The following is a 14,148-nucleotide window of genomic DNA, read 5'->3' as shown; positions in this document are numbered from 1 at the left end:
AAAGTTGATTGTTTATAACTACGTCTACTATGCTAGTTTGTGGTGGTTGCACTGAAAATAATAGATACTATTATCTATACCACACTTTAATCTTACAAATATAATTACCATCGTCATCCATTTCAAGATCATTAACTTCAGCATAAAACGGTTTTGTATCTCCAATAACATCAAACAACTTTTCTGACTGCTTTTTAGATATTTCTCCTAGTTCAAATCCTGTGTCATCATTCACTATGTATGTATCACTATCATAGCTATATTCCAATTCTACTGGAGATCCAATCTCAGCCATCGCAAGATTATCCTGCCTAGAATTTCCCATGAAATCTTTCATCTTTGTTTTGATTAACTTACATGTCATTACATCAAGATTTTTATTCTCTTTTGAATAAAATCCTAATCCAAGATGAACTTCATTTAATTCCTCATTGATATAAGAAATAAATCCACATATTTGATGTTCAATACCATCAGAATAATCCTTCACCATACTTTGAAGAGAATTCCTAGGTATATAACCTATTTTCTGGTCATCATAAAATATAGCAATGGCATTGGGATCATATGGATTATCTGGTTCAAAATCAAATGTTACAAACTTATCTAATTCTAACTTTGTAATATCAAAATTTTGATAGCCAAAGCCTTTTACTTCAACATCATAATAACTATAACGCAAGAATCTATCTTCATCATCTTTAAATGGATATTTCGAATGAGACTGCTTTACTTTAGAATTTATTGATGTTTCACTTTCTAAATTTTCTTCATTATAGTTGTACTCTGATGTAGTGTCCTGAGTTGGCTGCTCATGGATCGTCTGCGCATTCAATAATATCTTACGAAAATGAGAATATGACCATCCAAACCATATAATACCTACACCAAGTAATAGAAATATTATTCCAATTGGCATTATTGCTAAACTTATTAAAACTATTAGAATTCCTAAAATATAGAATAATATCGAAAAAATATGTATTTGTTTAGCAGTGTAATATTTTTGTCCTAACTTTATCTTACCGTCTTTGATTCTATAATCTACACCATCCAATCTCATATCCTTATTTGATTTATTTTTCAATGTAATGTCCTCCTCATTCAATTATTAGATTTATTATATCAAGATGAAACAATCGATTATAGAGATATATTTGTCACACAATTATTACTTTTATAATAAATCAATCTTCTTTAAAAGAGTATATTCATTATATTTCATTCATTCCTTCTATTTTGTATATATGCTTACGCAATTATATCTAAAATGCAAAAAGCACCCTTATATAAGGGTGCATTGGTCAAATTTAAGATTGCTATTGGGAAATAGTAAATTGGAGTTTGTACTTTGAGGCATACTTTAATGTTTCTTGTTCTTTTATTTGACCTATTTTATTAAAACGTGTATCAGCAGGCAGATCCATCTTCGCAATATCAATTTCACCACAGTAACGTAAGAATTGTTCATTGCTTTGATAGATGCCTCCCTTTTCTAAATGGGAACCATGTTGGATGGATTTCGAAGAAATATGAGGCATTCCTCTTGTGCCCTGTACACGATAAAGCATATCACTGTAATCTACACGATCATTGTATGTATGATCTAACAGTGCTTCTGGTACATCTCCACTTAATACGAGAATACCTTGATTGGCTTTTTGTACTTGTTCATTTGAAAGTGGTGTAAGACCACTGTCACCTACAATAATCATATCAACATCAGTATTCTGCAGTTCAACAAAGCCTTCTAATGGTGTTAAGGTGCGATGGTTTTCTATTGTTGGTAATCCTTCACACAATGGTTCTCTTCGATTAAGATCTCCAGGAATAAATGCGCCTATTTTAATACCGAGGGATCTTAGAAAAGTATTGATCTTGTTATAATGTTCTAGTGATAATCCTGTATATCTTTTTGGATAGTAGTTATGAAGAGCGAGAATGGACTTACAAGATACGTATGATGATAATAGCTTGTGCTCTTCTAAAGTATATGTCGAGGCATTGATAACAGGATTGAAATATCTTAGGAGTAATGCAAGTTGTTCTTCATCAAAGAATTCATCCATTCTTAAATACTTTAATCCAGCTTGATGCAGTCTTTCTACATTTTCTTCTGTTAATGTTTCTCTTCCTGCATCAGCAATAAGATTTGTATGATACTTTTTAGCTAATCTCAAAGCTTCACACATTTGATCAAGTGTTAGTGGGATTTCCTTGATTTGAAATGATGTAAACAAGACTTGTGGCTTATATTCATTCAAGAACTCTTCAAACTGATTCAAGTTCTCAAGATGATAGAAGGAATGCCCTAATTCAACACTATTCACCATATACTTCATCAATTCGACTTTCATCTACGCCAAAGAACCAAGTCAGTACAAATCCGCCAATATAAGCTGCAACCATGGCAATAATATATTGAAGCTGTGTTCCTGGCACTACAATTAACGCTCCAAACAATCCTGAAACTCCCTGAGTGACAGCACCTAGATGGAATACAACAGAAAGAATACCACCTAAACCTGCACCTAAACAAGCTGTTACGAATGGACGGCCTAAAGGTAATGTTACAGCATACATTAATGGTTCACCAACACCAAGAATACCAATTGGTAATGAGTCACGTGTAAGCTGTTTTAAACGTTTATTCTTTGTCTTTAAGTATAATGCAAAGCCTGCACCTACCTGGCCTCCACCAGCCATCATTAAGATTGGTAATAAGTAATTAATACCCTGAGTAGGACCATTTGGATCATTAAGCATAACATGAATTGGTGTTAATGCCTGATGTAAACCAACTGATACGATTGGTAAGAAACCAGCAGATAAAACATAACCACCTACTACACCTAAACTTGTATACATGAAGTTCATGATATAATAGATACCGTTTGTGAGTACTTCACCTAATGGCTGAATAATAAGAACTGATAAGAATGCACTAATAATCAATGTCAATAATGGTGTAAAGAATGATTTGAATAAGTTTGGCATATATTTATTAACAGCTCTTTCAATATAAGCCACAATAATACCCATCATTAATGCTGCAAGTAATCCTCCAGTACCTGGATTGAAAGCTTTACCAGTAAATGGAAGGAGTACTGAATGTGTTTTGTCAGCAAGTAATAATGGCATTGAAGGAATGGCAATAGACATTGCACCTATAATACCACCTAAGATAGGTGTTCCTTTGAATTCCTTAGCTGCATTAAAGCCTACATAGATTGGCAGGAATGTGAATAGACCCCAACCCATAGTACGTATTGCCTGATACCACCAATCCCATTGATAGGCATTGTTACTAGCAACATTAATAACATTTGATAATCCATTAATAAGGCCGGCAGCAATAATACCAGGAAGTAATGGCACAAAGATATTCGCAATGTGTTCCAAGAAATGTTGTACTGGACCTGAGTGCTTTGCTTTGTTTTCTTTTTTATTCTCTTTTGCGAGTTCTCTTACGTCGTCTTCATCTTCGCTAACACTACCTAATGGTATACCTGTCAAATTAGAAAATGCACGACCAACTTCATCAACCTTACCTGGACCAAAGACAACTTGAATCCCATTATCTTTTTCTACGATACCAAGAACACCTTCTGATTTACGAATAGCATCAACATCAATCTTACTTGCATCTTTAACTCTTAAACGCAAACGTGTCATACATGTCACATTAGAAATAACATTATCTTTTCCACCAACGAGATTTAAAACATTTTTTGCATAATCTTCATATTTCATAGCAATCCTCCTCACTTGTTTAAAATATCCGAAATCTTTTCATTTTCTTCTAACAATTTATTTGCAGTTTCTAGATTGACATGGCATAATGCCATAACAATCGCAACTTTGACATGTGCATGACTCTCTTTATAGAGTGCTTGTGCTTTTTCATCACTGACACCTGTAATCTCTTGAATCATATGTGTTGATCTTGATTTGAGCTTTTCATTTGTTGGTTGAACATCAACCATATAGTTTTGATAAACTTTACCAAGCTTAATCATTGTTGTTGTGGAAATCATGTTCAATACTAATTTCTGTGCAGTTCCAGCTTTCATGCGTGTTGAGCCACAGATGACTTCAGCTCCGGTGATCACTTCAACTGGTGCATCAGCATATTGAGAAATTCTGGCATTTGAACTGCAAGCTATACTTGCTGTAGAAGCACCAACTTTCTTGGCATATTGTAAAGCTCCAATCACGTAAGGTGTTCTTCCACTAGCAGCAATACCAACAACCAAGTCATTCTTATTTAAATGTATCTCCTCAAGATCCTTTTGTGCTAATGTCAAAGAATCCTCAGCACCTTCTTTTGCCTTAAATATAGCGTCTTTTCCCCCGGCCATAAGACCTTGAAACATTTCAGGTGAAACACCATATGTTGGTGGACATTCACTCGCATCAAGAATACCTAATCTTCCTGATGTGCCAGCTCCAATATAAATAACTCTGCCACCCTCTTTAATAGATGCATAAGCTAAGTTAACGATCTTTTCAATTGCAGGTAATACCTTTTTAATAGCTAATGGTACGGTTGCATCTTCAGCATTAATTTTTTCTAATACTTCTAATGTACTTAACTGATCAATATTCTTTGTGTTCTGGTTTCTCTGCTCTGTATCAAGATACGTTATGTTTTCATCTAGCATTATATTCCTCCTTTACTTATTCACAGAAAGCACTTTCATCGATATATTTATTATATCTCAATGTAATTATATTTCAATATATTTTATTTTATTTTGTAATATTATTTCATATAGAAACATAATAAAAGCCAGGTTTCCCTAGCTTCAAATAATATTATTTGATATTTCCTGCCCACTCCCGTGTTTTTTGAAGTGTTTTCTTGTTCTTTTCTAGATTTCTAGAAAAGAGTGTTAGATAGAGTATGTCAGTGATAAGTAGTGATGAATCCCTACTCGCAATAGCACCAACACGTAGCATATTTTCTTCATAGGGAATAAAGAAGTTATAGTCACTTATACTTCTTAGCGAAGTATTGCCTAATCGCGATATTCCTATTACCTGCGCTCCCAACTCCTTAGCAACACGGGCACTTTCTAAAACTGATTCTGTTTCACCCGAATAACTAATCGCAATAACTGCATCATCTTTCTTAACGCCTGCAAGCGAAGCAATCTGCACATGTGTATCAGGTGTATAAACGGCATGATAGCCTATTCGATTGAGTTTCTGATAGAGGTCAAAACATACATTCCCACTTGCACCTATCCCAAAAAGATAGATATTTTGAGCCTTTTCTATTACATCAACCGTCTCATTGACAACTTGTGGATCAACCATTTCTTCAGTACGCTTGAGATTTCCTAATCGGTGTGAATACACCGCTTTAATTAAATCTATAGGATGTTCATCCTGTTCTAGCTCTTTTGTTAAATCAGGAACCTCATTCTTCTTATGAACAATGAGATCCACCTTTAAGTCTGCAAGACCTTTATAGCCAAGTGTTCTCGCAAAACGGACAATCGTTGGTGCACTTGTATGACATAGTTCTGCCATTTGTTTTGATGAATAGGAAATCATTTCATCACCATGCTTTAAAAAGTATTTTGCAATCCTTTTCTCACTTTCAGTCAATTCATTATAAGATGCATGTATTCTATCATTAACGCTCATGACTCCATCCTCCTACACCTTATTATATTTCAAATATTTTATGTAATGCAATTTCATATTTTATATTTTATACACGTAGACCTCAATTTTTTTGGCCTTTTAAGCAAATAAGTGACTAATTAATGAAATACTACTTATAACACAAAAAAGATATCAACCTTAGTCAATATCTTTGATTTCTTCTATAAGATTGTTCATTGTTGCTTCAAAAGCATCCTTGATTTCACATTCCCAAACAGTTAGAACACGATAATCCATTTGTTCAAGAAGGTGGTAGTTCTTAGCGTCATTAGTCATATTACGCTCAATCTTCTTAACCCAATAGCAATGATGACTTTTAGGCACAGTCGCTAGCTTGCAATGATAGTGATGATGCCAGAAACAGCCATTGACAAAGATACATACATGATATTTATCGATAACAATATCAGGTGTACCGGGTAATCCTCTCACATTCTTGCGATAACGAAAACCATGATGATAGAGATATTTGCGTACTTTAAGTTCTAAAGACGTATCTTTGCCTTTAATAGCTTTCATATTGTTTGAACGCTTCTCATCCATACCATCACCCACCTGTTTCCATTATAACAAATAATGTCTTTGAACTGTAACCAAACAAAAAGCATCCGTTCATAAAACAGATGCTTTCATTTATATCATACTTCTCAGTTTATTGAAAAACTCTTCATAAGTTTCACAAGATACTAATTCAGCAATATGTTGTGCATCAATCATGACATAGGGATGTATTTCAAGCAAAATTAACAAAAAATGCCAAAAAAACAAAGCCAGATGGATATCCTATCATCGAAGAATGGATGCTTCCTAAAGAACCACCAAAAGAATTATTCTAGTGGGATAGAAGACAAGATGTAATTGTTACAGAAATATTAGGGATCTCATTCTATTGCAACGATAGCAATTTTATTCCGATTTTAAATAATCTACAGGGATATGTAGTTAAATTATAGAACGGGTTACAATAGTCGTTGATGTGCTGCATCCATCAGGTATTATAGTATATGGACCTGCTACAGATAATGTCTTTGAAGCAGCTATAAAAACCAGAATACCGATTTATCAATATGATTTTTATACAATGAAGAGAAATAAAGATGGAAAAAAAGTAAGAATCATGAAGGGGTATAATAGCGATTATAATGGCGGTAGCATTCCTTACCTTGTAAATAGAAAAGACTATAATGCTGCCAGTTCAAGCACCGTTGGTAAAGTGGATAGTGTTAGCATTGTTGCGAATGTGCATAGTTTACCAACTACTGGAACAGCTAATTCTGTCACCAGGAATTATAAGGAACACAAGCTTGAACAAGAGCGTTACTATGGAAATGATAGAAAAGCCGATAGATTATTCAAATCACGGAAATAAAAAAATGCAGGTATATTAAATAATCATGGGGTCATAGTAGCCCTTTAAATAATTGTGGGGTCATTTAGATATGAGGCTATAAAATATCGCAGGGGCATGAACATATATTTCATGATCCTTTTAAATTATGCATAATAATGAGGTCCGTCTCTTAGATGAAGGGGAATGAAATTATAGACAATAAAGAATTATGCTAAGAAGATACTAAACAACAATCTAAAACTAATGGGACGGACAAAAACTGTGGAATCATATGTATCAGGTGCATACTGACCCCACAGTTTTTTAAAACGAATTTAAATTTTGTCAGCTAAGACCCCACGATTTCTTAAAGCGCCCATAAAAATACTGTGAGATGAATCATCTCACAGTTAATATATCTTAAATTGTAATCATAAAAGGTGAAATAGGTATACCATTTATACCAACGAAGTACTCAGTAAAGTAATCTTCATCACCATAAGCAATTGATACTAAGTCATCCTGAGTACAAATCAATTGCTTTTTTCTTGCTGTCAGGTCTACTTTTATCGTTCCTTTTAATGTTTTTGCATTGACTTGAAGTGTTGTATCTTTTAATGACTGATCAAAAGTTATAGTAAGTGTATGACCATCATAGTCATAACTTTCTAACTTAGGAAAAACTGACCCGGATTTATGATAATACTCATGTTTAACACTTTCAGCTAGGCGATACCCTGCAACACTTTTATCAACAGGATGAACATTATCTTTCTCACCACATCCCAATAATGGTACTAGGTAAACATGATCTTCATTCTGTGATAACTGCCACTGGATAATCCGAATAGAGCCAAAATGCCATATATTCATGCCATCATATTCTGGTAATTGAAGAATAAAGAATGGCAATTCTCTACCATAAACCTTTCTCCAACAATTAATCATGGCTTCCATTAAATGTTCATAATGCTGAGGTTTAAGGGAATCTTCTTCACCTTGATACCAAAGCACAGCACTTATTGGATAGTTGAAAACACTCTTCAACATATACTCATAGAGACCTGATGGTCTTCTAAAATCAAAATGTCCTTTGGCTGGTGGCCATGGTGTATGTCCAACTTGATCTTTCATCTGCGCAACTGTCATTTCTGGATGTTGTTGTTTAAAGTTGTTGAACATGGAAAGATAGGTGTTGAGTTTTTGATTGTAGTTACATGTGGCTTGATATTGTTCTTCTAATGTTGTATGGACATCTTCATAATAACCATCAATATAGGTCTTTTTAAGTACAGGATCACTTTTTAGCACATCTTCGCTTAGCCAACATGAGGCTGAAGTTCCACCCTTATTGAGATCGATGATACCAATAGGGATATCGCTAGGAAGATGCTGACAGAAATAATAGGCAACTGCTGATAATTCAAGATAGCTTTGATCATCAAGGACCTGCCAGTTCTTTCTTTCCTCTTCTGGATAAAGCTTTCCTTCTTTCTCATAGACATATCGAGGGACATGCAGATAACGCACATTCCCCTTACATTCAAATGCTGAAGGAAGGCCTTCTTTGACTTTAAATTCCATATTGGATTGTCCTCCCGCTAAGAAGACATCACCAACATATAAATCATCAAGAACAACCGTCTCTTCTTCATCCATAACACGAATAGAAAAAGGACCTCCAACTTCATCAAAATACAAATCAACACTCCACTTCTTATTCACCACATTTGTTTCATAAATATCTTCATCAACCTGTATTTTGACATAGTTATTGTTGGAACAACCACTAAAATGTATTGTTTGATTTCTTTGTAAGACCATATGACTAGTAAATGGCCAATTAATATGCATATAGATCACGACTTTTCTAAAGGATAATTGATTTGTTTTAAGGTTTCATTGAGTTTTTCAATCTTACCTTCGCGATTATAATTCAAGTAATGCGTATAAATAATATCAATCATAATAAGAGCTGGTAATTGTGGTGAGATGATATTGGACACATTCATATTAGGAATATAAGCCAAACGTACAATTTCATCAATAAAGGCTTCAAAATAAGCACTTCTCTTCCCCGTCAACAATATCGTCTTAGCGCCCTTTTGATGAGCCGCTTTTAAGCCATTGACAACTTCTTCCGTAATACCTGAAATAGAAATACCAATCACTAAGCTTTGTTTGGTGACTCTTGAGATATTGAGGGCGATGTCATTGGGGCTTGTCTGGGCATCAACATCAAGGCCAATACGTCTAAAACGGGAATAGAATTCTTGTGCAGCTAAAGAAGAAGAACCTACACCATAGATAAAGACTCTTTGGTAGCCATCTAGCCATTTGGCTATTTTAACCATTTGGTGATTATCAATAATGGCATAGGCTTTCTCTAGAATGGTTTCATATTGATGAATCGTAAATTCTGTTAAACAATCTAAACGCTTATTTTCATTAATCTGATTCGTATAGGCAAAGACAAATTCACGATAGCCTTTAAAGCCTAACTTTTTCGCAAAACGGGACAATGAAGCTTCTGATACATAGATTTGTGATGCCACATTCTTAGAAGAATAATCATCTTGTGACATATTATTGATAAAATAATCCGCAATTCTCTTCTCTACTTGTGTCAGTTCATCATAATGTTCTTCTATTGTTGTTGTAATGCTTTTAAGAAATTTACTCATATTTCATCACCTAAATGTATCATAACACAATACATAATATGATGGAAATTTACTTCATCGTCACCTTCATACCAATTTCAAACATTCTCTTCCAAGGCATACTTACTTTGAGTTGTTGGATGGGATAGTGTTGAGATAACTTGAGGCGGTTATAGTGTTCTAGGAGATAGTGACTAATGCGTTCTTCAACAACATCCTGCTGATCCTTGAAATCATAATAACTCAGCCCAAGTTCTTTTAAATCATGCTCAACAACATACTTACGTACATCAGCTTGATAGAAAACATCTTCGATATAACGATAGATGTTATTGTTGAGGGGAATATCTTCTGCTAATTGCATTTGGGAAAGCACAGTACCTAGCGTATTACAATTCGTATTCCATCCAGCATAGGCATAAAGTTTGTCTAAGATATCAAAGTAATCAAGATAAGTAATCAAGTCGATATCTCCACCATTAGAATAAGCACTGTCACATAGACCTACTTTATATCCCTTTTTAATAAAATCATCGATCATCAAGGCAAAAGACATGAGATTACGATAGGACGTATAAGTAATATCTTTTACATCATCAAAAGATTCCTGCATATATTTTCCTGGGCAATTAATAGCCAGAATAGCATCTGCATCTTCAATACTATGTGCCATTTTTGCGCCCGTGACTTGAATATGGGATTTCAAGCTTTCATACATTGGCCGATCTTCATAGCGTGGAATAATGGTTGGGCCAAGAATGGAAGCATAGAGAGGATATATAGATAACTGGCGGTTATAGAATGTATTGTAGGCTCTTGTCAACAATGACATACCAACTTCATCAGCACCAGGATAGACCATGCAACGATACTCAAGATGCTTTTCTTTGACTTGGGCAAGAATCTTTTTTTGATCCATCGCTGTATATCCATAGGGTGAGGAATCATCCTGGGGAATGACAAGAAAATCAATCATATGCTTTTCTAACAGCTCCAGTGTTTTCGCATTCATTTGAACATTGGTATGACGACGACTCTCATAGTCTTTTTCATATTCTTGTGGAATATGAATGCTATGTAGCTCATCCTGTTCTTGCTTTGTAAGAGTATCGCGAACTTCTTTATCTTCTAAATAAGACTTTCTAAAAAGCGCATAACCATAATCTTCATAATAATCAGGTTCTTCCTCAGATGAATTATATTGCGGACAACGCATAATACATTGAAAGGCATAGATTTTTAATTGGGGGTTGTGAATCTTAAGCATTGAAATAACATCAAGCCTATTCTCTAATTCCACAATATCAAGATGATGCAAACGTGAAGGAATTAACCCACCATAAAGAAGCATATCGAGAGAAATTACGGCATTATCAGCTTCCTGGCAATGTTCTAAAAGATACGCCTTGATGCCTTCAAAATCTGCTGCTTTACGTTTATGGGCAAGAATCTTGCTTTCAGGCATCAATAATGTCAACTGTTGGTTGGTATTCGCCAACATTCTTGGGAAGTCAGCATTACAAGGGCGTTCATCCAATGGTAAAAAGAGTGTTTTCATGTTATATCCCAGCTTTCTTCACAATATCTTCTAATGCTTCGGTAATCGTGTTGACTTTCATGCCGTCATCAAAGCCCTCACCAGCATAATAGAATTGCTTGGCATATTGGGCCATGGATGTATCACTTTCCGAATCTCCAATCGCATAAACACATGCCTCAGGATACATCCTTTCTAACGCCTTACCTTTTGAGATGCCTTGTGGCACAACTTCTAATGAAGTCGCTGATGTCATGATGGCATCAACATTTTCATAACGACCAATGATTTCTTTTTGAATTGCTTTTAAATCTTCCATCTGACCAACAATCAAGAATAAGACAACCGGTTGAAAGGGAATAATATCACCATAATCTTGTTGTGTAATAATCGAAGAATCATAGAATTCTTTAGGGAAATCAGGGTCACGATCACTATGCCAGTAACGATTAGAAATTGTATTCATTTCGACACGAACATTGGGATAGTTTTTGAGTAGTTGATTTAAGGCTAATGCTGAATGTTTGTCCAATAATGTCGCTTCAAGATGATCACCTTGGTAGAAGACAGCACCATTTTGTGAGATACGCTCATTGATATTTAAGTCATAAAGATTGTTGATGGCAACAATATCATGATCAAGACGACCTGTACAAATAGCTAGACGATAATTATTGGCTTGTAGTTTTTGTAGAAGTGCTAAAGTCTCAGTTCCACCAATAATATGATTATCACAGTCCAACAAAGTCCCATCTAAATCAAAAACAACAACATTATTCTTCATTTGTTGCCTCTGCTTCTAAAGCCTTATCCATAACTTTCACAAAAGGCATATAAATAATAACTGAGACAACAAGAATAATCACACCTGTCAAAGCAGCACCAACATTAGCTCCTGAAGAGAGGAATAAGCCAATCACTGGTGGTGTTGTCCAAGGCACTAATACATAAGTATAACCCATCAAACCTACAATAGTAGAAATATAGCCAATCAGTAAACCAGCTAAAGTCACAAGAATCATAGGAATAATTAAGATTGGGTTCATGACTACTGGTAAACCAAACATAATAGGTTCAGAGATATTAAAGAGTGCTGGCACAAAGCCTAATTTCGCAATATCTCGATAATCACTACGCTTTGATACAATGAAGATGGCAATGACTAAAGCCAACATATTACCAGCACCACCCATAAACATCGTGCCGTCAGTAAATGGCTTTGTCAGAATATTTGTGGCAGCAGCACCTTTTGAAATTAATGCAGCATTAGCTGTTAAGTTTGCAAGATAGATAGGTTCAAGAATTGGTGTGCCAATAATATAAGCCGAATGAATACCAAATCCCCATAAAAGCATATAGAAGATATAAATAACGATTAATCCTACTGGTGATGTCACAATAGCACTTAATGGCTGCTGTAAGCCTTTAAAGATAATATCATTAAGTGGCATACCAATCGCATTTGTGATTAAACGAATAATACCAAAGATCAACATTGTAAGAATCACAGGAATCATGCTGTTAAAGCTTCTAGCAATACCGCTTGGTACACTATCTGGCATTTTAATCACTAATGCCTTAACATTCATCAGTTTACGAATAATCTCCACTGTCGCAATTGCACAAATAAATGCTGTAAATAAACCAGCTGCACCTAAATAATAAGTCTGAATGAATTCCCCTAATTTCGCTGTAGAAAGGAATTTTGTCACAATCAAGAAATCCACAACAGCACTTGTAGCAGCCATACTGCCATCCATTTTATAGCGTTCAGCTAAGTTCTTCGCAACTAAGAATACAATTAATAATGCCATCACACTCATACCAGCTGATGAAATTGCACTCCCCATTTCCACTACACCGTTAAATGGTTGACCAAACCATTGATCGAAATAGTGACCTTTACCAAGGAATACACAATTCAATAACGTAAATAAAGAACAGCCAATAATAATAGGCATAATTGTCACAAAGGCATCTCTGATTGCACCAAGATATCTATTTTCAGAAAGCTTTTGCGCGAATGGTAACATCTTATTAGCGAGTTTATCCATAAAAGCATCCATACTATTTTCCTCCCTCAATTACTTTTGTAAATCTTCTTGTGATAACTTGTGGACGTGTAATAATTGATCCCACAACAACACTATAAGCCCCTAGTTCGAGCACTCTTTTTGCCTTTTGTGGGGTGTCGATATTCCCTTCGGCTATCACCGGATGAACAACCTGGGCAAGAATATCTCTTATAATCTTAAAGTCATCTGCTTCAATGTGCATGTTCTGACTTTGTGGTGTATAACCTACTAGTGTTGTACCAATAAAATCAAATCCTAACTGATCAGCATGAACAGCTTCTTCAACAGTAGAGCAGTCAGACATAAATAACTGATCAGGATATTTCTTTCTGACTTCCTGAAAGAAATCATCCAGTTCTCTTTCACCAGGCCTTTTCGCTATTGTGGCATCCATAGCGATAATATCTACACCACATGCCACTAACGCATCAACTTCATCCATTGTTGGTGTAATATAAACAGCACTATCGTCATAGTCCTTTTTAATGATACCAATAATAGGAAGATCAACCGTTTTCTTAATTTCCGTAATGTCTTCAACTGTATTTGCCCGAATACCTTTCGCTCCACCCTCCAATGCAGCTTTAGCCATTCTCGACATAATAAATGATGAGTGAAGGGGCTCATCAGGTAATGCCTGGCAAGATACAATCAAATGTCCCTTAATACTTTCGACCATATCATTTCTCCTTTCGTTAGATTCATCATAAACAACCCATTTCTAATTCTCAACAAATCCAAAGCGTTGAGATTGTACTTTCAAAAAACATGCATATACCTATTATTTTCAAACACATCAACGAAAGTAGTTTCACCAAATCACATTAAAAAACCAAGATCATATAACCTTGGTTCTTGCATGTTTGA

At 35.0% G+C, this 14,148-nt stretch carries 13 protein-coding genes; 1 reads left to right on the top strand and 12 read right to left on the bottom strand.

The features are described from left to right. Positions 1 to 70 precede the first annotated feature (70 nt). The 6 genes from FYJ79_RS04800 to FYJ79_RS04775 all read right to left on the bottom strand — a co-directional run bounded on the left by FYJ79_RS04800 (position 71) and on the right by FYJ79_RS04775 (position 6,219). Positions 71 to 1,087 (bottom strand): HIRAN domain-containing protein, encoded by a 1,017-nt coding sequence (locus tag FYJ79_RS04800; protein WP_154514999.1) that lies wholly within the window; start codon positions 1,085 to 1,087, stop codon positions 71 to 73. Positions 1,088 to 1,319: 232 nt separating this feature from the next. After that, positions 1,320 to 2,342 (bottom strand): MupG family TIM beta-alpha barrel fold protein, encoded by a 1,023-nt coding sequence (locus FYJ79_RS04795; protein WP_229771332.1) that lies wholly within the window; start codon positions 2,340 to 2,342, stop codon positions 1,320 to 1,322. Further along, positions 2,323 to 3,753: a PTS transporter subunit EIIC gene (locus FYJ79_RS04790; RefSeq protein WP_154514995.1), complete on the bottom strand. Its 1,431-nt coding sequence runs from the start codon at positions 3,751 to 3,753 to the stop codon at positions 2,323 to 2,325. Before FYJ79_RS04790 ends, FYJ79_RS04795 begins: the two co-directional genes overlap by 20 nt. Positions 3,754 to 3,764: 11 nt before the next feature. Then, a complete protein-coding gene (murQ, locus tag FYJ79_RS04785) occupies positions 3,765 to 4,664 on the bottom strand; it encodes an N-acetylmuramic acid 6-phosphate etherase (RefSeq protein WP_154514993.1) in 900 nt (299 codons plus the stop codon). Positions 4,665 to 4,818: 154 nt separating this feature from the next. Then, the gene (locus FYJ79_RS04780) at positions 4,819 to 5,655 is read right to left on the bottom strand and encodes a MurR/RpiR family transcriptional regulator (protein WP_154514991.1); all 837 of its coding nucleotides are present in this window, start codon (positions 5,653 to 5,655) and stop codon (positions 4,819 to 4,821) included. Positions 5,656 to 5,814: 159 nt separating this feature from the next. Then, positions 5,815 to 6,219 (bottom strand): very short patch repair endonuclease, encoded by a 405-nt coding sequence (locus FYJ79_RS04775; protein WP_154514989.1) that lies wholly within the window; start codon positions 6,217 to 6,219, stop codon positions 5,815 to 5,817. Between the two features lie 433 nt (positions 6,220 to 6,652). Between FYJ79_RS04775 and FYJ79_RS04770 the strand changes: the two genes are divergently transcribed. Next, complete coding sequence (locus FYJ79_RS04770; RefSeq protein WP_195837019.1) at positions 6,653 to 7,045, top strand: hypothetical protein; 393 nt, start codon at positions 6,653 to 6,655, stop codon at positions 7,043 to 7,045. Positions 7,046 to 7,426: 381 nt separating this feature from the next. Here the strand turns inward: FYJ79_RS04770 and FYJ79_RS04765 are convergent, their stop codons facing one another. The 6 genes from FYJ79_RS04765 to FYJ79_RS04740 are packed head-to-tail and all read right to left on the bottom strand — an operon-like array spanning position 7,427 to position 13,960. Further along, complete coding sequence (locus FYJ79_RS04765) at positions 7,427 to 8,860, bottom strand: sialate O-acetylesterase (protein WP_154514984.1); 1,434 nt, start codon at positions 8,858 to 8,860, stop codon at positions 7,427 to 7,429. A 5-nt stretch (positions 8,861 to 8,865) separates the two neighbouring features. Beyond that, on the bottom strand, positions 8,866 to 9,690 hold the full coding sequence (locus FYJ79_RS04760; protein WP_154514982.1) for a MurR/RpiR family transcriptional regulator: 825 nt from the start codon (positions 9,688 to 9,690) through the stop codon (positions 8,866 to 8,868). 49 nt (positions 9,691 to 9,739) lie between these two features. Beyond that, positions 9,740 to 11,227, bottom strand: a complete 1,488-nt coding sequence (locus FYJ79_RS04755) for a DUF4127 family protein (RefSeq protein WP_154514980.1) — start codon at positions 11,225 to 11,227, stop codon at positions 9,740 to 9,742. Between the two features lies 1 nt (position 11,228). Further along, on the bottom strand, positions 11,229 to 11,990 hold the full coding sequence (locus FYJ79_RS04750) for an HAD-IIB family hydrolase (protein WP_154514978.1): 762 nt from the start codon (positions 11,988 to 11,990) through the stop codon (positions 11,229 to 11,231). Next, complete coding sequence (locus FYJ79_RS04745) at positions 11,980 to 13,272, bottom strand: PTS sugar transporter subunit IIC (RefSeq protein ID WP_154514976.1); 1,293 nt, start codon at positions 13,270 to 13,272, stop codon at positions 11,980 to 11,982. The genes FYJ79_RS04750 and FYJ79_RS04745 overlap by 11 nt, the downstream gene beginning before the upstream one ends. Before the next feature lies 1 nt (position 13,273). Then, positions 13,274 to 13,960: an N-acetylmannosamine-6-phosphate 2-epimerase gene (locus tag FYJ79_RS04740; RefSeq protein WP_154514974.1), complete on the bottom strand. Its 687-nt coding sequence runs from the start codon at positions 13,958 to 13,960 to the stop codon at positions 13,274 to 13,276. Between the last annotated feature and the right edge of the window lie 188 nt (positions 13,961 to 14,148).

The sequence above is a fragment of the Sharpea porci genome, from assembly GCF_009695655.1.
In the GTDB taxonomy this organism is placed as follows: Bacteria; Bacillota_I; Bacilli_A; order Erysipelotrichales; family Coprobacillaceae; genus Sharpea; species Sharpea porci.
This window is presented reverse-complemented; position numbering and strand designations above follow the sequence as displayed.

Excerpts from the sequence above, each read along its gene's own strand:
- FYJ79_RS04795 (WP_229771332.1), bottom strand. The coding sequence starts at position 2,342 with ATGAAGTATATGGTGAATAGTGTTGAATTAGGGCATTCCTTCTATCAT.
- FYJ79_RS04790 (WP_154514995.1), bottom strand. The coding sequence starts at position 3,753 with ATGAAATATGAAGATTATGCAAAAAATGTTTTAAATCTCGTTGGTGGA.
- murQ (WP_154514993.1), bottom strand. The coding sequence starts at position 4,664 with ATGCTAGATGAAAACATAACGTATCTTGATACAGAGCAGAGAAACCAG.
- FYJ79_RS04780 (WP_154514991.1), bottom strand. The coding sequence starts at position 5,655 with ATGAGCGTTAATGATAGAATACATGCATCTTATAATGAATTGACTGAA.
- FYJ79_RS04775 (WP_154514989.1), bottom strand. The coding sequence starts at position 6,219 with ATGGATGAGAAGCGTTCAAACAATATGAAAGCTATTAAAGGCAAAGAT.
- FYJ79_RS04765 (WP_154514984.1), bottom strand. The coding sequence starts at position 8,860 with ATGCATATTAATTGGCCATTTACTAGTCATATGGTCTTACAAAGAAAT.
- FYJ79_RS04760 (WP_154514982.1), bottom strand. The coding sequence starts at position 9,690 with ATGAGTAAATTTCTTAAAAGCATTACAACAACAATAGAAGAACATTAT.
- FYJ79_RS04755 (WP_154514980.1), bottom strand. The coding sequence starts at position 11,227 with ATGAAAACACTCTTTTTACCATTGGATGAACGCCCTTGTAATGCTGAC.
- FYJ79_RS04750 (WP_154514978.1), bottom strand. The coding sequence starts at position 11,990 with ATGAAGAATAATGTTGTTGTTTTTGATTTAGATGGGACTTTGTTGGAC.
- FYJ79_RS04745 (WP_154514976.1), bottom strand. The coding sequence starts at position 13,272 with ATGGATGCTTTTATGGATAAACTCGCTAATAAGATGTTACCATTCGCG.
- FYJ79_RS04740 (WP_154514974.1), bottom strand. The coding sequence starts at position 13,960 with ATGGTCGAAAGTATTAAGGGACATTTGATTGTATCTTGCCAGGCATTA.